The sequence below is a fragment of the Rhodococcus koreensis genome (assembly GCF_017068375.1).
Taxonomy (GTDB): domain Bacteria; phylum Actinomycetota; class Actinomycetes; order Mycobacteriales; family Mycobacteriaceae; genus Rhodococcus_F; species Rhodococcus_F koreensis.
This window is the reverse complement of the sequence record NZ_CP070609.1, coordinates 1,699,011-1,719,714: the sequence shown is the minus strand read 5'-3', so window position 1 is coordinate 1,719,714 and position 20,704 is coordinate 1,699,011. Positions and strand designations below refer to the sequence as shown.

Below are 20,704 nucleotides of genomic sequence, written 5' to 3'. Positions count from 1 at the left end.
CAGTCATGGTGACGGTCTACCTGCTCGGCGAGCAGCGCGTGTCGAACCCGGAGGACGACGGGGCAGGCACCGTCTCGTCACGGGCGATCGCGCTGCTGGCCTATCTCGTGCTGCACGCCGGTCTCGCCCAGTCCAGGACCCGTCTCGCCGGGCTGTTCTGGCCCGAGTCGAGCGAGCAGCAGGCTCGCACCAACCTGCGGCGGGAACTGCACAACCTCCGTGGTCTCCTGGGGTCGGATGGTGCGCCGACCGCGGACGGGCCGACGCTGACGTGGACGGACTCGCCGTCGTGCCGGGTGGACGTCGACACGTTCCGCAACGAGCGGGCGGCAGCCCTCGCCGCCCTCGCCGATTCCGACACCCCGGCATTTCTCGAACACGCGGACTGCGCGATCGACACCTATCGCGGTGACCTCATGCCTGGGGCGTACGAGGACTGGGTCCTCGACCATCGGGACGTGCTGCGCCGGGAGTGCGTCGAACTCTGCGAGGCGACGGTGCGGGTGCTGCGGGACTCGGGTGAGGTGGAGGCGGCGACGACGTGGGCGCGTCGGCGCATCCAACTCGACCCGCTGGCGGAGGCCGGGTACCGGACGCTCATGGAACTGCAAGCCGCATCGGGTGACCGGGCGGCGGCGATGACCACGTATCACCGGTGCGCGGCGGTGCTGGAGACCGAACTCGGGGTCGCGCCGGGCGCCGCGACCACCCGGCTGTTCGACAACCTGCTGGGCGAGCAACCCGCCGCGGCTCCCCGGCGCGAACGCGTTCGGACGGCGATGCCCGCCCTGATCGGGCGGGAGCGCGAATGCGCGGAATTGCAGCGGCGGTGGCGGCAGGCCCTCGACGGCAGGCAGGGGCTGGTGCTCGTCTCCGGTGACGCGGGGGTCGGCAAGACCCGGTTGACCACCGAACTCGCGGAGATCGCTCGTGCCGACGGGGCAGTGGTAGCGACGGCGCGGTGTTTCGGACTGCCGGGCCGCGTCGCGCTCGCCCCCGTCGCCGAGTGGCTGCGCAGCCCGGAGTTTCGGTCGGCGATCGGGTCGCTGGATCCGTTGTGGAGGGTCGAGGTCGAGCGGCTGGTCCCGAGCGTCGAGTCCGCGCCGCGGCCGGCGACGTCCCGGGCGATGGTCGACGCATGGCAGAGGCACCGCTTCTTCGAGGGGACGGCGCGCGCGGTGCTGTCGCCCGGCCGGCCGGTCCTGCTCGTCCTCGACGATCTGCAGTGGTGCGACGCGGAGACGACGGCGTGGCTGGCGTTCCTGCTGTCCCTCGACACCCATCTGCGGGTACTGGTCGCGGCGACCGCCCGCACGGACGAGGCGCAGTCCCGCCGCGACGTGAGGGACGCGTTGCGGGCCCTCCGGTCGGCGCGACTGGTCACGGACGTCGAGGTGGACCCGTTGACCGCGGACGGGACCGTCGAACTGGCGAGGTCCCTCGGTGGCCGGGTGCTGGATCCTGCGGAGGAGGCGGTCCTGTACGCCGCGACCGCGGGCTACCCGCTGTACGTCGTGGAGGCCGCCAGGATGGTGCCGGGCACGGATGCGACCGGGGGCGGCGGGGGCGCCGGCAACCTCGGCGAGGTGTTGGCCCGGCGACTCGGGCAGTGCTCGGAACCGGCCCGGGACGTCGCAGGCCTCGCCGCGGCCCTCGGCGCGGATTTCGATCTGGACCTGCTCAGCGAGGCGAGCGACCTGGACACCGATTCCCTCGTGCAGGCGGTGGACGAACTGTGGCGGCGCAGGATCGTCAGGCCGGCGGGCACCGGGTACGACTTCGTGCACGACCTGGTCCGGGAGGCCGCGTACCGCTCGGTCGGTCCGCCGCGACGCTGGCTCCTGCATCGGCGTCTGGCGCAGGGACTCGAACTTCTGCACACCGGCCGCACCGACGACGTGGCCGGGCAACTCGCCGAGCAGTATCGGCGCGGCGGCCGCCCCGACCGTGCCCTGCATTATCTGCAGCGCGCAGCCGAGGTAGCGGCAGGCGTGTTCGCGAACGCCGACGCCCTGCGGCTCTTCAGGGACTGCCTCGACCTTCTGGAGGCGATGCCGGTGGGCCGCAATCGGGACGCTCACGAGGTCGACGTGCGCCAGGGCATGTCGGCGCCGCTGACCACCCTGTACGGATACTCCGACCCTCAGCTCGAGCGGACGCTGGACCGCACCATGGAGTTGGGGCAGCGACTACGCAGGCCGAAGGTGGTGCTCGGTGCGCTGATCGGATTGTTCGCGGTCCACTTCGTGCAGGGGCACACCGCGCACGCCTACGGGCTCGGCGTGCGTGCCCTCGAACTGTCCGCGGCGGATCCGGAATTCGAGGGTCAGGCGCATTTCGCGGTGGCGGGCGGCGCCCTCGGTCTCGGCAGGCCGAGGGAGGCGATCGAACATTTCGACATCGCGCAGCGATCGTTCTCGGACGACTATTCGTTCATCCTCGGAACGCGGCTCGAGGTGCATTGCCACGCGTGGAAATCGCACGCGTACTGGATGATCGGCGACGAGCAGGCGGCCGTGCAGGCGTCCGCGGATGCCCTCGAGCTGGGCAGGGCCTGCGGCCACCCGTACAGTCTCGCGGTGGCGCTGGGGTACGCGTCGGTGCTGCATCAGGTCCGGGGCGACGACACCGCGCTGCTCGCCTCGCTGACGGAGTTGCGGCAGCTGTGCGAGCGCTACCACTTCGCCTACTACAGCCAGTGGTCTCAGATCCTCGAAGGCCGGCTTCTCGGCGGCGAACCGGGAATCGCGAAGATCTGCGACGGGCTCGCCGCGTTACGACGGCAGCGGGCGTTCGCGCGGATGCCGTACTGGCTCTCGTTGCTGGCGGAGGTCCAGATCGACGCCGGGTCGGTGGACGCCGCCCGCGCCACCCTCGATGCCGCCCTGATCGCCGCTGAGCAACACGACGACCGGTGGTGGTTGCCGCAGGTCCTGCGACTTCGTGCGGACGTCGGACCGTTCGCGGGTGGGGTTTCGGCGCGAACGGTGCGCGAACGCCCGATTCCTACGGTGTGAATTACCAGGCACTGCCCGTTCCGGGGCCGCCGATCCGAGGAGAAGGTCATGAGCACCACCACCAGTTCGACACCGACGACGTCACCGCCTTTCACGGAACTGGCCGCGTCTCTGCGCGGAGAGTTGATCATGCCCGGCGACGCCGGCTACGACGACGCGCGGGCCGTGTACAACGCCATGATCGACCGTCGTCCCGCGGCCATCGCGCGGTGCGCGAACGCCGCGGATGTCGTCGCGTGCGTGCGGTTCGCGCGCGAGCAGCACGTCGAGCTCGCGGTTCGCGGAGGCGGACACAACGCGGGAGGACTCGGCGTGTGGGACGACGCCCTCGTGATCGATCTGTCGGGTATGCGCGGGACCACGGTCTCGCCCGCCGACCGGACCGTCCGGGTCGACGGCGGGTGCACCTGGAGCGACGTCGACCATGCCACCGTGCCGTTCGGCATGGCCACCCCGTCCGGGTTCATCGCCTCCACCGGTGTCGGCGGGCTGACGCTGGGTGGCGGGATCGGCTACCTGACGCGCCGTTTCGGTCTCACGGTGGACAACCTGCTCTCCGCCGACGTCGTCCTCGCCGACGGCACCCTGGTGACGGCGAGCGAGCGGTCGCATCCGGACCTGTTCTGGGCGCTGCGGGGCGGCGGCGGGAACTTCGGTGTGGTCACGTCGTTCCAGTTCGCGTGTCACGAGATCGGCGACCACGGAAATGTCGTCGGCGGGCCGGTGCTGTACGACCTGGAGGACACCCCCGACGTGATGCGGTGGTACCGCGAACTCCTGCCCTCACTGCCCGAGGAACTCAACGGCTGGATCGGCCTGCTGACCATTCCGCCGGCGCCGCCGTTCCCCGAGGAACTGTGGGGCCGCAAGGCGTGCGGCATCATCTGGTGCTACACCGGCGACCCGGGCAAGGCCGACGCGGTGCTCGAACCGATCCGCGAATTCGGTAATCCACTGCTGGTAGGGGTCGGCGAAATGCCCTTCACAGCATTGCAATCGGCCTTCGACGCACTGTACCCGGCGGGATTGCAGTGGTACTGGCGCGCAGACTTCGTCCGCGAGATCTCCGACGAGGCCGTCGACATCCACCTGGAGTTCGGCCGTCGGCTGCCCACCGGCCATTCGACGATGCACATGTATCCGATCGACGGCGCGGCGACGCGGGTGGCCGAGGACGGCACGGCGTTCGCGTACCGGGACGGCGGCTGGGCGGGCGTGATCGTCGGGGTCGACCCGGATCCGGCGAACGCCGAGGTCATCACGGACTGGGCCAAGCAGTACTGGGAGGCCCTCCACCCGACGACCGCGGGCGGGGCGTACGTCAACTTCATGATGTCCGAGGGTGAGGACCGGGTGCGTGCCTCATACCTCGGCAATTACGACCGGTTGGCGCAGGTGAAGGCGAAGTACGATCCGGACAACCTCTTCCATGTGAATCAGAACATCCGTCCCGCGGCCCGGTCGGAGCAGTAGGCTGGGCGACCTCCCGACCGAGAGGATCGACCGTCATCAGTACCTCCGGAGACGACCTGCCCGCGTTCACGTACCCGGAGGTGGGTGCGAGCCGCGACGTTCCGTTCCCGGCGGGATACCACCATCTGCGTGAGCAGAAGGTGATCGGTGACGGGGCAGACGCATTCGACGCGGCCGCCGCCCACCTGTGTGCCTGGGGGATGCACCGCGGCGCGGGGCTCGAGGTGCGGGCCGAGGCTCCGACCGCCGTGCCCGGCTCGTCGGTCGAACTGCGCTGGGGGATCGGTCCGTTCCGGCTGACGTTCTCCTGCCGGGTCGTCTACGTGCTCGACGATCCGCAGCGCAAGGGCTTCGCGTACGGCACGCTGCCGGGTCATCCCGAGCGCGGCGAGGAGAGCTTCGTCGTCGAACAGCGGCCGGACGGCACCGTCGTCGCGACCGTGTCGGCGTTCTCGAAACCGGGGCGGTGGTTCACGCGGCTCGGCGGGCCCGCTGGCCGGGTCGTGCAGAAAGCGATGACGCGCAGGTATCTCGAGGCGCTGGCCGCCGCGGCACGGTAGGCCCGGGCGCCCGGATCACGTATTCTCGGTGTTGGACCGGACCGGACGGGACCTTTGGAGTCCGACCGACTGATCCGATGTGTCCGACCCTGACAGAGCTGGAGCCGCCGGCATGATGCCCGTACATCTACGCGACAGCGTGATTCCGAAGCACGAGCAACTCCGTGCCATCCTGCTGCACAAGTGCACCAAAGAACTTCAGCCCGGCGACCTGATGACCAGTGAACGAAAACTGATGCAGGACTACGGCGTCAGTCGCATCACCGTTCGCGAGGCGATCGGGCAGCTCGTCAACGAGGGGCACCTGGTCCGGGTCCGTGGCAAGGGCACGTTCGTGGCGCATCGTCCGGTGCAGTCGAAACTCCACCTGGCCTCGTTCACCGAGGAGATGCGGGCGCAGGGCCACAAGCCGACGACGGTCGTGCTGCAGAGCGAGGAGGACGCGGCGCCCGAGGCCACCGCGAAGGCCCTGCGGATCGCACCGGACACCAGCGCCTACCACGTCAAACGGCTGCGGCTGGCCGACGGCGAACCGGTCAGCGTCGACGACGGCTGGTTCAACGCTGCACTGCTTCCCGGCCTGCTGGACCTCGACCTCACCGGGTCGATCTACCGGGCCACCGCCGACCGGTACGGCATGCCGATCGACCGGGCCGAGCAGACCGTCAGCGCCGACGGCGCGAGCCAGGAGATCGCGACCCTGCTCGGCATCAAGAAGGGCGCCCCGGTGATGTACTTCGACCGGGTGTCCTTCAGCGGCCCCACGCCGGTCGAGCACACCCGCAGCTGGTACCGGTCCGATCGCTACCAACTGCAGATGGAAGTTCAGGGGGAGCGGACTCAGCGCAGCGTCTGAGCCCGGCAGCCCTCTGTTTCTACTGCGCCGCCCAGGCGAACAGGACGTCGCCGGTGGTCACGTCGGACCCGATGGTGTCGGTGCACACCGAGTCCGGCTTGGAATCCATCACCACGATCGGGCAGACGGCGGAGTACCCGGTGCCGTCGATCTCGGTCGGATCGAACCGCACCACGGGGTCGCCGGCGTCGACCTCGTCGCCCTCCGCCGCGAGCAGGGTGAACCCCTCGCCCTTCAGCTTCACGGTGTCGATTCCCAGGTGCACCAGCACGCCGCCGCCCGCCGAGCCCAGGATGACGAACGCGTGCGGGTGCAGTTTGAGGATCTTGCCCGAGATCGGCGCGAGCACGTCGAGGGCGCCGCGGTCGCGTGCCGGCTCGATCGCGACTCCGGAACCCACCATCTGTCCGGCGAACACGGGGTCGGGCACGTCGGCCAGGGCGAGCACCCGGCCGGGCAGCGGTGCCTGCACGGACAGGCTCACAGGATGTCCTCGATGTCCTCGGCCAGGGTGTCCGCCTCGGGACCGACGATGACCTGGACGACGCTGCCCGCCTTCAACACCCCGTGGGCGCCTGCGGCCTTGAGCGCGGCCTCGTCGACCTTGGCGCCGTCCTTGACCTCGGTGCGCAGCCGGGTGATGCAGGCCTCGATCTCGACGATGTTGTCGGCACCGCCGAGGCCGCTGATGATTGCGTCCGCTTTGGACATCGGTTCTCCCTCGTAGTTCGTGTTTGCGCTGCAGGTGATGGTGAGGAATGAGTTAGCTGGATCACATTTGCCTGTTGACATCCTGTGCTCACCTGGTCAAACTAGCAACTGGTTATGACCGGACAGTACCCGTTGGGGGTGCTGGTCCACAATAGTTTTCCCGAAGCCGTACGACGCGCTCGCCGCCACCGGTTTCGGGACTCACCAGACGCCGATTCGGCGACCGACGCGCACAGAGAAGGCCGATATGACTGTCGTAGACAGCCCGAAAAAGGAATCAGCGGTGTTTGCCGGGTTACAGCGCCTCGGGCGCAGCCTGATGCTGCCGATCGCGGTACTACCCGCGGCAGGCATCCTGCTGCGACTCGGCCAGGACGACCTCCTCGGACGATTCGACTCGATGCACACCGCCGCGTCCGTCATCTCCGCGGCCGGCCAGGCCGTATTCACCTGGCTGCCCCTCATCTTCGCTGTGGGCATCGCCATCGGCTGGGCCAAGAAGGCCGACGGTTCCACCGCCCTGGCCGCCGTGGTCGGATACATGGTCATCAACGGCGTGTTCGAGGCCATGTCCCCGGTCGTCCTGGAAGGCAAGACCGATCCGAACGGCGACCAGGCGCTGATCAACTACGGTGTCCTCGCGGGCATCGTGATGGGTCTGCTGTCCGCCATTCTGTGGCAGCGGTTCTACCGCACCAAACTGCCCGACTACCTCGGATTCTTCAACGGCCGCAGGCTCGTTCCCATCCTCACCGCCGTCACCGGTCTCGTCGTCGGCGTCCTCATGGCGTTCCTGTACCCGGCGTTCAACTCCGCCCTGACGTGGGTGGGCGAGACGGTCGCCGAGAACTCGGTGATCGGTGGCGGCGTCTACGGCATGGCCAACCGCCTGCTCATCCCGACCGGACTGCACCACATCCTGAACTCCACCGTGTGGTTCCTCGTCGGCGACTACCAGAACGCGAGCGGAGAACTCGTCCGCGGCGACCTCAACCGGTTCTTCGCCGGCGACCCGAGCGCCGGCATCTTCATGACCGGCTTCTTCCCGATCATGATGTTCGCGCTTCCCGCTGCAGCACTGGCGATCTGGCGCAACGCCCGGCCCTCGCAGAAGAAGGTCGTGGGCGGCATCATGCTGTCCACCGCGCTGACGGCGTTCCTCACCGGGATCACCGAGCCCCTCGAATTCGCGTTCATGTTCGTCGCCTGGCCGCTGTACCTGATCCACGCGTTCCTCACCGGCACCTCGATGGCCCTGGTCAACGCGCTCGGCATCCATGACGGATTCACGTTCTCCGCAGGCTTCTTCGACTACGTCCTCAACTTCGGCAAGGCCACCAACGCGTGGATGCTGATCCCCATCGGGCTCGGGTACGCGGTGATCTATTACGTCCTGTTCAGCTTCGTCATCAAGAAATGGAACCTGCGCACTCCCGGCCGGGAGGACGACGCGGACACCAACACCGACACCGACACGGAAAAGGCAGGTCAGTGAGCATGGCTTCACGAACGGTCCTCATCGGTTCGAAGGTGGGCCTGCACGCCCGCCCCGCCGCGAAGTTCACCCAGGCCGCCGCGGCCGTGCCGGTCCCGGTGCAGATCGCCGTCGGCGAGTCGGCGCCGGTGGACGCGGGCAGCATGCTCGCGGTCATGACCCTCGGCGCCGCATTCGGTACCGAGGTGACGATCACCGCGGAAGGGGAGGGCAGCGAGGACGCCCTCGACCGCCTCGCCGACCTGCTCGCCTCCGACCTCGACGCCGCCTGATGCCGACGACCACGGAACAGGTAGTGCACGGACTCGGGGTGAGTCCGGGGCTGGTCTGCGCGCCCTGGCTCGCGTTCGGGACGCCGGTCGAGACGTCCGCCGAAGACCCTGTCGGCGAATCGGTCCCAGCGGAGATCGCCCGGGTGCGGGACGCCCTCGCGACGGTGTCCGGCGACCTCGAGGCCCGCGCCGCGCAGGTGGACGGCGTCGCGTCCGAGATCCTGCTCGTGTCGGCGGCGATGGCCCGCGACCCGGGAATCGTGTCCGCCGCCGAGGAGAACCTTCGCGGCGGCATGCCGACGGCGCACGCCGTGAGCGTCGCGTTCGAGGGTTACTGCGTCACACTCGAGGCACTCGGGGGGTACATGGCCGAGCGCGTCGCGGACCTGCGCGACCTCGGACATCGTGCGGTCGCGGTGCTGTCGGGAGTGCCGATGCCCGGAATCCCCGACCCCGGATATCCGTTCGTTCTCGTTGCCCGGGACCTGTCGCCCGCGGACACCGCGATGCTCGGCGGCAGCGACGTGGTGGGCCTGCTCACTGCGGAGGGCGGGCCCACGAGCCACACTGCGATACTGGCGAAATCGCTCGGCCTGCCCGCGATCGTGAACTGCGCCGACCTCGACCGATTGATCGAGGGGAGACCGGTGGTGCTCGACGGCACCACGGGCGAGGTCGTCGTCGACCCCGGCGAACGTCGGCAGTCGGAGGTGTGGACGCGGATCGCCGAGGCCCGGGCGCGGGTCGCGGCCACGAGTGGGCCGGGCCGCACCCGGGACGGCGCACCGGTCGGGCTGCTCGTCAACATCGGCACCGTCGACGACGCCGTGCGCGCCGCCGCCGCGGATTCGGAGGGCGTCGGACTGTTCCGCACCGAGTTCCTCTACCTCGGCAGGCAGACCGCGCCCACCCTCGACGAGCAGATCGCCACGTACACCTCCGTGCTGGAGCGGTTCGCCGGACGGAAGGTGGTGGTCCGGACACTCGATTCCGGATCCGACAAACCGCTGCCGTTCCTCGATCTGGGCGCCGAGGAGAACCCGGCACTCGGTGTGCGGGGGCTGCGGGTCGGCACCGTCTTCCCGGAGGTCCTGGCCACCCAACTGGAAGCGCTCGGCGTGGCGGCCTCCGCTACCGGCGCGGACCTGTGGGTGATGGCCCCGATGGTCGCCACGGCGGGAGAGGCGGAGGGATTCGCTGCACTCGCCCGTTCCCGCGGCATCGCGAAGGTCGGGGCGATGATCGAGATCCCCTCGGCGGCACTGCGCGCCCGCGATCTGCTCGAACATCTCGACTTCGTCAGTATCGGAACCAACGACCTGAGCCAGTACACGTGCGCCGCCGACCGGATGGCCGGCGGCCTCGCCGCACTGCTCGACCCGTGGCAGCCCGCGGTCCTGGACCTGATCGGCTTGGTCGGTGCGGCCGGAGCGGAGGCGGGCACACCTGTCGGCGTCTGCGGGGAGGCCGCGTCCGATCCAGTGCTGGCGCCCGTGCTGGTCGGGTTGGGCGTCACGAGCCTGTCCATGGTGGCCCCATCGCTGGGCGCCGTCCGTGCCCGTCTGGCCGTCACCGACCTCGACCGGTGCCGGGAGATGGCCGTCGCCGCGCGCAGCGCACAGTCACCGCAGGCCGCACGGTCGGCAGTCGCGGCTCTTGCGTCCGGGGCACCCCGATGATCCTGCGGGGCAGGGCCGTCGTGGAGGACGGCGTCCTCGCCGACGGCGTGGTCGTCACCGACGGCGACCGAATCTCCTGGGTCGGTTCCGCGTCGCAGTACCGCGGGCAGGTGCCGCTGCCGGACCCGACTTCGTCGATACTGCTGCCGGGCCTGATCGACCTGCACTGCCACGGCGGCGCAGGCGCAGGCTTTCCGAACGCCGACGCCGACGGGGCGAGGCTGGCCGCGGACCATCACCGCGGGCACGGCACCACCGGACTGCTCGGGAGCCTGGTCTCGGCGGGGGAGCAGGATCTGCTCCGGCAGGCCGGAATCCTCGCCGACCTGGTGGAACGCCGTGACCTCCTCGGGATCCACCTGGAGGGCCCGTTCATCTCCGGTGCCCGCTGCGGTGCGCAGGATCCCGCGTCCGTGGTGCCCGGCGACCCCGGCCTGTTCGAGCGGATCTGCGACGCCGCGCGTGGCACCGTCCGGTCGATGACGCTCGCACCGGAGACCGCGCACTTCGGCGAGCTTCTCACCGCGATGCGCCGGCGCGGCGTGTTACCGAGCCTCGGCCACACCGACACCGATGCAGCGACGACGTCCGCACGGATCGCCGACGCCGCCGGCGGGCCGCTGACCGCCACACACCTGTTCAACGCGATGCCGCCGCTGCACCACCGCGCGCCGGGGCCGGTGGCCGCGTTTCTCGCCGCAGCCGGTCGCGGCGACATCGTCGTCGAATTGATCGCGGACGGAGTGCATCTCGCGCCCGAGACCGTGTCGATGGTGTTCGACGCCGTCGGACCGGACCAGATCGTCCTCGTCAGCGACGCCATGGCCGCCGCCGGTGTCTCGGACGGCGACTACCAACTCGGGCCACTGGACGTGCGCGTCTCGCACGGGGTGGCCCGGCTCGCGACCGCCGACGGATCCGAGGGGGCCATCGCGGGCGGCACCGCACGACTGCTGGATGTCGTGCGCACCACCGTTGTCGACAGCGGCGTCGGACTCGTCGACGCCGTCGCGTCCGCCACCAGGACCCCGGCCCGGCTGCTCGGCCTGGAATCCGAACGCGGCACCCTGGCCCCGGGCCTCCGCGCAGATATCGTCGTGACCGATCACCAACTGCGCCCGCGTGGCGTGTTTTCCGGCGGAATGCCCGCCGGAACGGAAGGACTCGCATGGAAATCGTAATCCGGCCGACGCCGTCGGAGGTGAGCACGACCGTCGCGGACATCGTCGAGAGGTACGTCCGACGCGGTCCGGCGACACTGGGCCTCGCCACCGGGTCGTCCCCGCTCGGAAGCTACCGCGAACTCGCGCGACGGCACCGCGAGTCCGGGCTGGACTTCACGGACGCGCGGGCCTTCCTCCTCGACGAGTACGTCGGGCTGCCGAAAAGTCACGATCAGTCGTACTTCTCGGTGATCCGCTCGGAGTTCGTCGACCACGTCAACCTCGATCCCGAGCGGGTGCTCAGCCCGAACGGCGAATCGCCCACCATTGCCGAGGAAGGCGCACGATACGACGCGGCCATCGCCGAGGCGGGTGGCGTCGACGTGCAACTGCTCGGCATCGGAACCGACGGCCACATCGGGTTCAACGAGCCGGGTTCCGCACTGACCTCACGCACCCGCGTCAAGACCCTCACCGAGCAGACCCGACTCGACAACGCGCGGTTCTTCGACAGCGTGGACGACGTCCCGCACCACGTCCTCACCCAGGGGCTGGGCACCATCAGCGAAGCCCGGCACCTGGTGATGATCGCGTTCGGCAAGGGCAAGGCCGAAGCGATCGCCGCCGCCGCCGAAGGTCCGCTCGCTGCGTTCTGCCCGGCGTCGGTGATGCAACTGCACCCGCACGTGACCGTCGTCATCGACGAGGCCGCGGCGAGCAAACTGCAACTCGCCGACTACTACCGGTACGCACTGGAACACAAGCCTTCCTGGCAGTTGTTCTAGATGGCACCCGTACTCGAACTGGCGGTCCAGGACGTCGCGGGCGCCCGGATCGCACGGCGCGCCGGAGCAACGCGTGTCGAGTTGTGCACCGCACTCGGCGCGACCGGCGGACTGACACCGAGCATCGGCATGATCGAAGCCGTTGTGGCCCAGGGGATCGCGGTACACCCGCTGATCCGGTGCCGGCCCGGCGGATTCGCCTACGACGCCGACGAGATCGCGGTCATGGCCCGCGACATCCGTGCCGCGGTGGGCGCGGGCGCATCCGGCGTCGTCGTCGGTGCGCTCACGCCAGGCATGGCCGTCGACCGCGACGCGCTGGCCCGCCTGCTCGACGGCATCGACCCGTACGCGGTGGAGGTGACGTTCCATCGTGCGATGGACGTCGTCGACGACAGGGCGACTGCCCTCGATGCGCTCGCGCGGTCGGGCATCATCCGCGTCCTCACCTCGGGCGGAGCGCCCCGCTGCATCGACGGCCTCGACGCCCTGTCGGCCATGGTCGCCCACGCACACGGGCGGATCCAGGTGATGGCAGGTGGCGGGATTCGCGTCGACGACATCGCCGCGGTCGCGGGGACCGGTGTCGACGCCGTACACCTGTCCGCCCGCCGCACCGTCGCCGACAGCGGCGGTCCCGGCGGTGGGACCGGCGATTACGACGCCGTCGACGAAACCCTCGCCATCGCAGCCGCTGTGGCACTGGGTATCTGAACTTTCGGCCATTGCCTGTGGTCCGGTCAGGCTGCTAGAGTCGAACAAAGTTTCGAACAACCTCGGGGGAGGCTGGTCGTGGGGGATGTGGGGGCACCGGATCTGGAGGAGTTGCGGGCGTTCACGGCGCGGTTGCGGTGTGTCGGGCCGTGTGGTGATGCCGGGTTGGGGATCGAGTGGCTCGATGCGGTGGAGTCGTTGAAGTCGGTGGGGTGTGCGGTGCAGGCGGTGGCCGCCGATGATGTCGCCACGTGCATGCGGGAGGACCGCAAGGCCCGGCGGTTGCCGCGGGCGGAGTGGGACCGCGGGCGGAGTGGGACCGCGGTATCGCCTCGCAGATTGCGTTGGCGCGCAGGGAGTCCCCGAACCGCGGCGGGCGGCATCTGGGGTTCGCTCGGGCGGTGGTGCACGAGATGCCGCACACGTTGGCGTTGTTGCGGTCGGGCCGGTTGAACGAGTGGCGTGCCACGCTGCTGGTGCGGGAGACAGCATGTCTATCGGCGGCGGATCGTGCGGTGGTGGATCGCCGGTTGTGTTCGGACCCGAACATTCTCGACGGGGTCGGGGACCGCGGCCTGGTCGCGAAGGCGAAGGCCCTGGCGGTGGAACTCGACGCCGCCGCGGTGGTGGCCCGGTACCGCAAGGCCGTCTCGGAGCGGCGGGTCACGACGCGGCCGGCGCCGGATTCGATGGCGTATCTGAGTGTGCTGCTGCCCATGGAGCAAGCAGTGTGCCTACACGCCACATTGGGGCGGGATGCGGACAGCCTCATCACCGGGGAGAGCGGTGGCCGCACCCGCAACCAGCTGATGGTGGACCTGTTGTTCGACCGCGGCACCGGGGCATCGGTCGCCAATGGTGCCGGTGGCGGTGAACCTGGTGATCTCCGACGAAGCACTGCTGGCGGGTGAGAACGAGGCGGCGGACCTGGCGGGGTTCGGGCCGGTGCCGGCGGGGATCGCCCGGAAACTGGTGGCGGACGCCCTTGATGGGGAGACCGAAACCACGTTGCGGTTGATCTACTCGTGCCCGGTGTCGGGGTCGTTGACGGCGATGGAATCGCAGGCGCGGACGTTCCCGAAAAGCCTTGCGAAGCTGATCGATCTCCGGGACCGGACGTGCCGGACGCCGTGGTGTGATGCGCCGATCCGCCATCACGATCACATTCTCTCGCGCCGCAAGAAGGGTGCCACCACGGCACACAATGGGCCGGGTTGTGCGCGGCGTGCAACTACGCGAAGGAGGGCGACGGCTGGACCGCGCGCCCCGTCAGGAGGCATGGCCGAACGCATCTCTTCGACCTCGGTACCCCGACGGGGCATCACTACCGGTCCGCGGCCCCACGACTGCCGTCCGCGGCGCGTCGGTCGGAAATCGAAGCGATCCTCATCGCACAATTGCGGGCGTCTTGACCCGGCGGCCATGGGATTCGTCGTAGGGTCGTGTGCATGGCCAGCTGGAATGAGTTCGCCGAAGCTGCTCCGCGGATTGCCGCTATCTTCTCCCGCAGGCACGCGGCGACCAAGAACCTGTGCATGCTCGGCACGCTTCGCTCCGACGGGTTTCCGCGGATCAGCCCGGTCGAGCCGAGATTTTTCGAGAATCAGTTGTGGATCGCCGGAATGCCGAACACGACGAAGTTCCGTGATCTGGCACGGGATCCGCGCTTCTGCCTGCACACGGCGACCGTCGACACCGAGGTGAAGGAGGGTGACGCAAAACTGTGGGGTGTCGTCGACGACGTCCAGGACAAGGCCCTGCATCAGCGTTTCGCGCAGGCACTGTTCGACGAGACCGGGTTCGACATCCGGGGGCAGGAATTCGATCACTGCTACCGAGCCGACCTGATTGGCGGCTCGGCGGTGGAGGTCGGCGACGGCCACATGGATATCACCATCTGGAAACCGGGCAAGCCCGAGCACGTCGTGCGAAAGCACTGACTGCTTACTCCGGCCACGGCACCACGGTCAAATGGGGCCATTCCTTCTGCCACCGGGCAGCTTTGGATTCGTACACCTCACGCGGAGCGAGGACGGGATCGTGCAGTCGGTGAAGGGTGTCGAGGGCACGCCGAAGTGGTTTTCGTACCAAATATGCACACGCGCTTCGTTTCTGACTTCGACGCGCACATCGAGGTCGCCGAACAGTGCGTCGGCTCGGCGGATGACGTCGTCTTCGGCGTCGTGGCCGAGGTCGGTGTCGTCGAAGTAGAAGAGGTCGTAGTCGTTGATCCCCGACTGCGGGTCGCGGCCGTCGAGGTGGTTCCAGACCGTCTGGAATACGGCGCCTGCGGTGAGGTACCAGTCCGAGAGGCCGAGTTGGGGTGCACGGTCCAGGATCGTGGTGATGTACGGGTTGGTCTGCAGGATGCGGAGGAAGTTCAGCTCCTCGGGAGAGTGAATCTGCATGTTCCGATCGTATGATGGACATACATGGACATCCAACTATAGGATGAGCACATATTCGGAACTCCCTCATCATCGAACAAGGAACGGGTTCGCACAATGGTTCAAGAGCTATCCCACTTCGTCGGCGGCAAGCGCGTCCCCGGTGCCTCCAACAAGTTCGGCGACGTCTACGACCCCAACACCGGTGAGGTGCAGGCGCGTGTGCCTCTCGCCGACAAGGCCGAGACGGAGGCGATCATCGCGAACGCGGTAGAAGCTCAGCGCGAATGGGCGCTGTTCAATCCGCAGAAGCGGGCACGCGTCCTGATGAAGTTCCTCCAGCTCGTGCAGGAGGAGATGGATTCGCTGGCGCGCCTCCTGTCGTCCGAGCACGGCAAGACGATCCCCGACGCGAAGGGCGACATCCAGCGCGGACTCGAGGTCATCGAGTTCGCCCTCGGCGCTCCTCACCTGCTCAAGGGCGAGTACACGGAATCCGCCGGAACCGGGATCGACGTGTACTCCATGCGTCAGCCGCTCGGCGTCGTCGCCGGCATCACACCCTTCAACTTCCCGGCCATGATCCCGCTGTGGAAGGCCGGTCCCGCGCTGGCCGCCGGCAACGCCTTCATCCTCAAGCCGTCCGAGCGCGACCCCTCGGTGCCGCTGCGCCTGGCCGAACTGTTCCTCGAGGCCGGTCTGCCCGCCGGTGTGTTCAACGTGGTCAACGGTGACAAGGAAGTGGTGGACGTCCTGCTCACCGACGACCGCGTCAAGGCTGTCGGGTTCGTCGGGTCCACCCCGATCGCGCAGTACATCTACGAGACCGCCGCGGCCCACGGCAAGCGCGCACAATGCTTCGGTGGCGCGAAGAACCACGCGATCATCATGCCCGACGCCGACCTCGACGAGGTGGCAGACGCCCTCATCGGCGCTGGTTACGGCTCCGCGGGTGAGCGGTGCATGGCCATTTCCGTCGCCGTGCCGGTGGGCGAGGAGACGGCGGATGCGCTGGTCGCGAAGCTGACCGAGCGGGTCGGCAAGCTCACGATCGGCCGCAGCGACGACGAGTCCGCCGACTTCGGTCCGCTGGTCAGCAAGGACGCCCTCGAGCGGGTGAACAACTACATCCAGATCGGCATCGATGAGGGCGCGGAGGCCGTGATCGACGGCCGCGGCTTCATCCTCGAGGGCCACGAGAACGGCTTCTTCGCCGGCGCGACCCTGTTCGACAAGGTCACCACCGACATGCGCGTCTACAAGGAAGAGATCTTCGGACCCGTCCTGCTGGTTGCCCGCGCGGCGGACTACGAGGAGGCGCTCCGCCTGCCCACCGAGCACGAGTACGGCAACGGCGTCGCCATCTTCACCCGCGACGGCGACACGGCCCGCGACTTCACGAACCGGGTGAACGTCGGCATGGTCGGCGTCAACGTGCCGATCCCGGTACCGATCGCGTACCACACGTTCGGCGGCTGGAAGCGTTCCGGCTTCGGCGACCTGAACCAGCACGGTCCTGACTCCTTCCGCTTCTACACCAAGACCAAGACCGTGACGCAGCGTTGGCCCTCGGGCAAGAAGGAAGAGACCAACCACTTCGTCATCCCCACCATGAACTGAACGGATCTCCATGTTCACCTTGACCGATGACGAGCGGGCGATCAGTGACACGGCCCGTGATTTCGCGGCCGAGCATCTGGCGCCGCATGCGGTGGAATGGGATCAGGCCAAGCATTTCCCCGTCGATGTGCTGCGGAAGGCGGCCTCGCTCGGGATGGGCGGGATCTACATCCGCGAGGACGTGGGCGGCTCCGAGCTGACCCGGGTCGATGCGGCCCGCATCTTCGAGCAGTTGGCGAAGGGCTGTCCGTCGATCGCCGCCTACATTTCCATCCACAACATGGTCACCTGGATGATCGACCGGTTCGGCACCGAGGAGCAGCGCCGCGCCTGGGTGCCGGGGTTGTGCGCGATGGATCAGCTGGGCAGTTACTGCCTCACCGAACCCGGCGCCGGCTCGGATGCGGCGGCGCTGAGCACCAGGGCGGTCCGCGACGGCGACGACTACGTGCTCAACGGGGTCAAGCAGTTCATTTCCGGGGCCGGCACCTCGGAGGTGTATGTGGTGATGGCCCGCACCGGGGAGGGCGGGCCGCGCGGGATCTCGGCGTTCATCGTCCCGAAGGACTCGGCCGGGCTGTCGTTCGGGCCGAACGAGGTGAAGATGGGCTGGAACGCCCAGCCGACCCGGCAGGTGATCTTCGAGGATGTGCGGGTGCCGGCGGGCAACCTGCTCGGCGACGAGGGCGGCGGGTTCCGGATCGCGATGGCCGGCCTGAACGGGGGCCGGCTCAACATCGCCGCCTGCTCGGTCGGTGGGGCGCAGACCGCGTTGGATAAGGCGGTGGCGTATCTGGCGGACCGGAAGGCGTTCGGGTCGTCGTTGCTCGACTCGCAGGCGTTGCAGTTCCAGCTGGCGGACATGCGCACGGAGCTGGAGGCGGCCCGCACCCTGTTGTGGCGGGCGGCGGCCGCGTTGGAGGAGGGTGCCCCGGACGTGGTGGAGTTGTGTGCGATGGCGAAGCGGTTCGCCACCGACACCGGGTTCGAGGTCGCGAACAAGGCGCTGCAGCTGCACGGCGGGTACGGCTATCTTGCCGAGTACGGGATCGAGAAGATCGTCCGCGACCTGCGGGTGCATCAGATCCTCGAGGGCAGCAACGAGATCATGCGGGTCGTGATTGCCCGCAGCGTCATCGCGGGCGCGGGACACGGGAAGCAGGGAGCGGCATGACAGACACGGTGGACGAGGTTCTGATCGGCAAGAGCGGCGGTGTGGGCCGGATCGTGTTGAACCGGCCGAAGGCGATCAACGCCCTCAACCACGCCATGGTCCAGCAGATTGCGGCGGCACTGGAGTCGTGGGCCGGGGACGACGAGGTGGCGGCGGTGCTGATCACCGGCGCCGGGGAACGCGGCCTGTGCGCGGGCGGGGACATCGTCTCGATCTACCACGACGCCAAGGACGGTGGCACCGGGTCGCGGGAGTTCTGGCGCGACGAGTACATCCTCAACGCGGCGATCGCGAACTACCGGAAGCCGTATGTGGCGATCATGGACGGCATCGTGATGGGCGGCGGGGTCGGGGTGTCGGCGCACGGGAGTGTGCGGATCGTGACCGAGCGGTCGATGATCGGGATGCCCGAGACCGGGATCGGGTTCGTTCCCGACGTCGGGGGCACGTTCCTGTTGGCCCGGTCCCCGGGAGAGTTGGGCACCCACATCGCGCTCACCACCGCCCGCCTCAGTGCGGGGGATGCGATCGCGTGCGGGTTCGCCGACCATTTCATCCCGTCGGAGAAGATCGAGCAGTTCGTGCAGAAGTTGACGGACACGTCGGTGGAGGAGGCGTTGGCGGAGTTCACCGAACCGGCCCCGGAATCGGACCTGGTGGCGCAGCGGGGCTGGATCGATGCCGCGTATTCCGCGGACAGCGTCGCCGAGATCGTGGCCCGGCTGCAGGGCAGTGGGGTGCCGGAGGCGGCGAAGGCGGCCGGGCAGGTGCTGTCGAAGTCGCCGACCGCGTGCGCGGTCACCCTGGCGTCGCTGCGCCGGGCCCGGGCGGCGAACAGTCTCGAGGAGGTCCTCAACGAGGAGTTCCGGGTGTCGGTGGCCTGCCTGGGTTCGGCCGATCTGGTCGAGGGGATCCGGGCGCAGGTCGTCGACAAGGACCGCAACCCGCACTGGTCACCCGCCTCCATCGACGACGTGACCGACGACGCCGTCGCAACATTCTTCACCCCCCTCGGCGACCTCGAACTCGGCCTCACGGCCCCGCAGCCGCAGCACTGAACCATCAGCCACACGCGTCCAGGAGGGACTGCTATGAGCACTACCGTCGGATTTCTGGGACTCGGCCACATGGGTGGCCCCATGGCGGCCAACCTCGTCAAGGCGGGACACACGGTGGTCGGCTTCGACCTCGCCCCCGCCGCACTCGAGCAGGCAGTGAAAGACGGTGTCACTGTCGCCGATTCGGCCGTCGATGCCGTACGCGAGGTGGACGTCGTGATCACGATGCTGCCGAGCGGCAAGCACGTTCTCGGGCTCTACGCGGAGATCCTGCCCGCCGCGAAACCGGGGACCCTGTTCATCGACTCGTCCACCATCGACGTGGCGGACGCCCGGGCCGCGCACGACGAGGCCGTCGAGGCCGGACACCGCTCGGTGGACGCACCCGTCTCCGGTGGCGTCGTCGGCGCCACCGCGGGAACTCTCGCGTTCATGGTCGGCGGCACGGCGGACGACTTCGAGGCCGCGAAGCCGCTGCTCGACGTGATGGGCAAGAAGGTCGTCCACTGCGGCGACCCGGGCAACGGTCAGGCCGCGAAGATCTGCAACAACATGATCCTCGGTGTGTCGATGATCGCCGTCAGCGAGGCGTTCGTCCTCGGCGAGAAGCTGGGCCTGAGCAACCAGGCCCTGTTCGACGTCGCATCCAACGCGTCGGGTCAGTGCTGGGCGCTCACCACCAACTGTCCTGTGCCCGGACCGGTTCCGACGAGCCCGGCCAACAACGACTACCAGCCGGGCTTCGCCGCGGCGCTGATGGACAAGGATCTCGGTCTCGCCGCGAACGCGCTGAAGACCAACGGCGTCGAGGCCGAACTCGGGCTCCGCGCCGCCGAACTGTACAGCCGGTTCCATGCCGCCGGCGGTGGTGGCCAGGACTTCTCGGCCATCATCAACGACATCCGCGAACGTTCCACCGAGGGAGAGCAGTGACCGACTTCGAGACCATCCTCCTGGAGCGCAAGGGCCGGGTGGGGATCATCACCCTCAACCGTCCGAAGGCGCTCAACGCATTGAACTCCGAGCTGATGCGCGAGGTCGTGTCGGCGGTCGAGGAGTTGGAGAAGGATTCGGAGATCGGAGCCATCCTGATCACCGGCTCCGACCGGGCCTTCGCGGCGGGCGCCGACATCAAGGAGATGCAGCCCAAGTCGTATATGGACGTCTACCTGGACGACTTCTTCGCCGCGTGGGATCGCCTCGCCGCGGCCCGCAAGCCCACCATCGCTGCCGTCGCGGGCTACGCCCTCGGCGGCGGGTGCGAACTGGCGATGCTCTGCGATATCCTGATCGCCGCCGACACCGCGAAGTTCGGTCAGCCGGAGATCAAACTCGGTGTCATCCCCGGCATCGGCGGCTCCCAGCGACTGACCCGCGCCGTGGGCAAGGCCAAGGCCATGGAACTGTGCCTGACCGGCCGGAACATGGACGCCGAGGAGGCTGAACGCGCCGGGCTGGTGTCGCGGATCGTGCCCGCCGCCGACCTCCTGGACGAGGCGCTGCAGACGGCGACCACCATCGCCGAGATGTCCCTCCCGGTCGCGATGATGGCGAAGGAAGCGGTGAACCGCTCCTTCGAAACCACGCTCACCGAGGGCGTCCGCTTCGAGCGCCGGGTGTTCCACTCGACGTTCGCCACCGAAGATCAGAAGGAAGGGATGGCGGCGTTCGTCGAGAAGCGTTCGCCCGTCTTCAAGCACCGCTGAAAGCCCTGAAACGACTGTCGCCCCGCACCGGACC

General features: G+C 68.7%; 19 protein-coding genes and 1 pseudogene. 17 read left to right on the top strand and 3 right to left on the bottom strand.

Going from position 1 to position 20,704, the window contains the following annotated elements:
• Positions 1-5 precede the first annotated feature (5 nt).
• The 4 genes from JWS14_RS07980 to JWS14_RS07965 all read left to right on the top strand — a co-directional run bounded on the left by JWS14_RS07980 (position 6) and on the right by JWS14_RS07965 (position 5,906).
• The gene (locus tag JWS14_RS07980) at positions 6-3,017 is read left to right on the top strand and encodes an ATP-binding protein (RefSeq protein ID WP_206012821.1); all 3,012 of its coding nucleotides are present in this window, start codon (positions 6-8) and stop codon (positions 3,015-3,017) included.
• A gap of 48 nt (positions 3,018-3,065) precedes the next feature.
• Positions 3,066-4,490, top strand: a complete 1,425-nt coding sequence (locus JWS14_RS07975) for an FAD-binding oxidoreductase (RefSeq protein ID WP_072945994.1) — start codon at positions 3,066-3,068, stop codon at positions 4,488-4,490.
• A gap of 80 nt (positions 4,491-4,570) precedes the next feature.
• Complete coding sequence (locus JWS14_RS07970) at positions 4,571-5,050, top strand: DUF1990 family protein (protein WP_241031286.1); 480 nt, start codon at positions 4,571-4,573, stop codon at positions 5,048-5,050.
• A gap of 112 nt (positions 5,051-5,162) precedes the next feature.
• Positions 5,163-5,906 carry a GntR family transcriptional regulator gene (locus JWS14_RS07965; protein ID WP_072945999.1) on the top strand — a complete coding sequence of 248 codons (744 nt, stop codon included), beginning with the start codon at positions 5,163-5,165 and terminating at the stop codon, positions 5,904-5,906.
• Between the two features lie 19 nt (positions 5,907-5,925).
• Here the strand turns inward: JWS14_RS07965 and JWS14_RS07960 are convergent, their stop codons facing one another.
• Both JWS14_RS07960 and JWS14_RS07955 read right to left on the bottom strand, forming a co-directional pair.
• A complete protein-coding gene (locus tag JWS14_RS07960; RefSeq protein WP_206012820.1) occupies positions 5,926-6,390 on the bottom strand; it encodes a PTS sugar transporter subunit IIA in 465 nt (154 codons plus the stop codon).
• Entirely contained in the window at positions 6,387-6,698 is a 312-nt protein-coding gene (locus JWS14_RS07955) for a PTS sugar transporter subunit IIB (RefSeq protein ID WP_143051459.1), read from the bottom strand. The genes JWS14_RS07960 and JWS14_RS07955 overlap by 4 nt, the downstream gene beginning before the upstream one ends.
• 166 nt (positions 6,699-6,864) lie before the next feature.
• Here JWS14_RS07955 and JWS14_RS07950 point away from each other — a divergent pair, with 166 nt between their 5' ends.
• The 8 genes and pseudogenes from JWS14_RS07950 to JWS14_RS07915 all read left to right on the top strand — a co-directional run bounded on the left by JWS14_RS07950 (position 6,865) and on the right by JWS14_RS07915 (position 14,665).
• On the top strand, positions 6,865-8,112 hold the full coding sequence (locus JWS14_RS07950; RefSeq protein WP_206012819.1) for a PTS transporter subunit EIIC: 1,248 nt from the start codon (positions 6,865-6,867) through the stop codon (positions 8,110-8,112).
• Positions 8,113-8,114: 2 nt separating this feature from the next.
• Positions 8,115-8,384 (top strand): HPr family phosphocarrier protein, encoded by a 270-nt coding sequence (locus JWS14_RS07945; RefSeq protein WP_206012818.1) that lies wholly within the window; start codon positions 8,115-8,117, stop codon positions 8,382-8,384.
• Entirely contained in the window at positions 8,384-10,063 is a 1,680-nt protein-coding gene (gene ptsP, locus JWS14_RS07940; RefSeq protein WP_095865739.1) for a phosphoenolpyruvate--protein phosphotransferase, read from the top strand. Before JWS14_RS07945 ends, ptsP begins: the two co-directional genes overlap by 1 nt.
• The gene (locus JWS14_RS07935) at positions 10,060-11,244 is read left to right on the top strand and encodes an N-acetylglucosamine-6-phosphate deacetylase (RefSeq protein ID WP_095865738.1); all 1,185 of its coding nucleotides are present in this window, start codon (positions 10,060-10,062) and stop codon (positions 11,242-11,244) included. The genes ptsP and JWS14_RS07935 overlap by 4 nt, the downstream gene beginning before the upstream one ends.
• Positions 11,232-12,011, top strand: coding sequence for a glucosamine-6-phosphate deaminase (nagB, locus tag JWS14_RS07930; RefSeq protein WP_072946011.1), 780 nt, complete (start codon positions 11,232-11,234; stop codon positions 12,009-12,011). Before JWS14_RS07935 ends, nagB begins: the two co-directional genes overlap by 13 nt.
• On the top strand, positions 12,012-12,725 hold the full coding sequence (locus JWS14_RS07925; RefSeq protein WP_095865737.1) for a copper homeostasis protein CutC: 714 nt from the start codon (positions 12,012-12,014) through the stop codon (positions 12,723-12,725).
• Between the two features lie 87 nt (positions 12,726-12,812).
• Positions 12,813-14,137, top strand: a pseudogene (locus tag JWS14_RS07920) (HNH endonuclease signature motif containing protein).
• Positions 14,138-14,173: 36 nt separating this feature from the next.
• Positions 14,174-14,665 (top strand): pyridoxamine 5'-phosphate oxidase family protein, encoded by a 492-nt coding sequence (locus tag JWS14_RS07915; protein ID WP_072946019.1) that lies wholly within the window; start codon positions 14,174-14,176, stop codon positions 14,663-14,665.
• Between the two features lie 27 nt (positions 14,666-14,692).
• Here JWS14_RS07915 and JWS14_RS07910 read toward each other — a convergent pair whose 3' ends face one another.
• Complete coding sequence (locus tag JWS14_RS07910; RefSeq protein WP_241031285.1) at positions 14,693-15,133, bottom strand: nucleotidyltransferase family protein; 441 nt, start codon at positions 15,131-15,133, stop codon at positions 14,693-14,695.
• A gap of 96 nt (positions 15,134-15,229) precedes the next feature.
• Between JWS14_RS07910 and JWS14_RS07905 the strand changes: the two genes are divergently transcribed.
• The 5 genes from JWS14_RS07905 to JWS14_RS07885 are packed head-to-tail and all read left to right on the top strand — an operon-like array spanning position 15,230 to position 20,670.
• Positions 15,230-16,732, top strand: coding sequence for a CoA-acylating methylmalonate-semialdehyde dehydrogenase (locus JWS14_RS07905; protein WP_206012817.1), 1,503 nt, complete (start codon positions 15,230-15,232; stop codon positions 16,730-16,732).
• 10 nt (positions 16,733-16,742) lie between these two features.
• Positions 16,743-17,906, top strand: a complete 1,164-nt coding sequence (locus JWS14_RS07900) for an isobutyryl-CoA dehydrogenase (RefSeq protein WP_206012816.1) — start codon at positions 16,743-16,745, stop codon at positions 17,904-17,906.
• Complete coding sequence (locus tag JWS14_RS07895) at positions 17,903-18,964, top strand: enoyl-CoA hydratase/isomerase family protein (RefSeq protein WP_206012815.1); 1,062 nt, start codon at positions 17,903-17,905, stop codon at positions 18,962-18,964. The genes JWS14_RS07900 and JWS14_RS07895 overlap by 4 nt, the downstream gene beginning before the upstream one ends.
• Positions 18,965-18,997: 33 nt before the next feature.
• Complete coding sequence (mmsB, locus tag JWS14_RS07890; protein WP_072946029.1) at positions 18,998-19,897, top strand: 3-hydroxyisobutyrate dehydrogenase; 900 nt, start codon at positions 18,998-19,000, stop codon at positions 19,895-19,897.
• Positions 19,894-20,670: an enoyl-CoA hydratase gene (locus tag JWS14_RS07885; RefSeq protein WP_072946032.1), complete on the top strand. Its 777-nt coding sequence runs from the start codon at positions 19,894-19,896 to the stop codon at positions 20,668-20,670. Before mmsB ends, JWS14_RS07885 begins: the two co-directional genes overlap by 4 nt.
• The last annotated feature ends 34 nt before the right edge of the window (positions 20,671-20,704 follow it).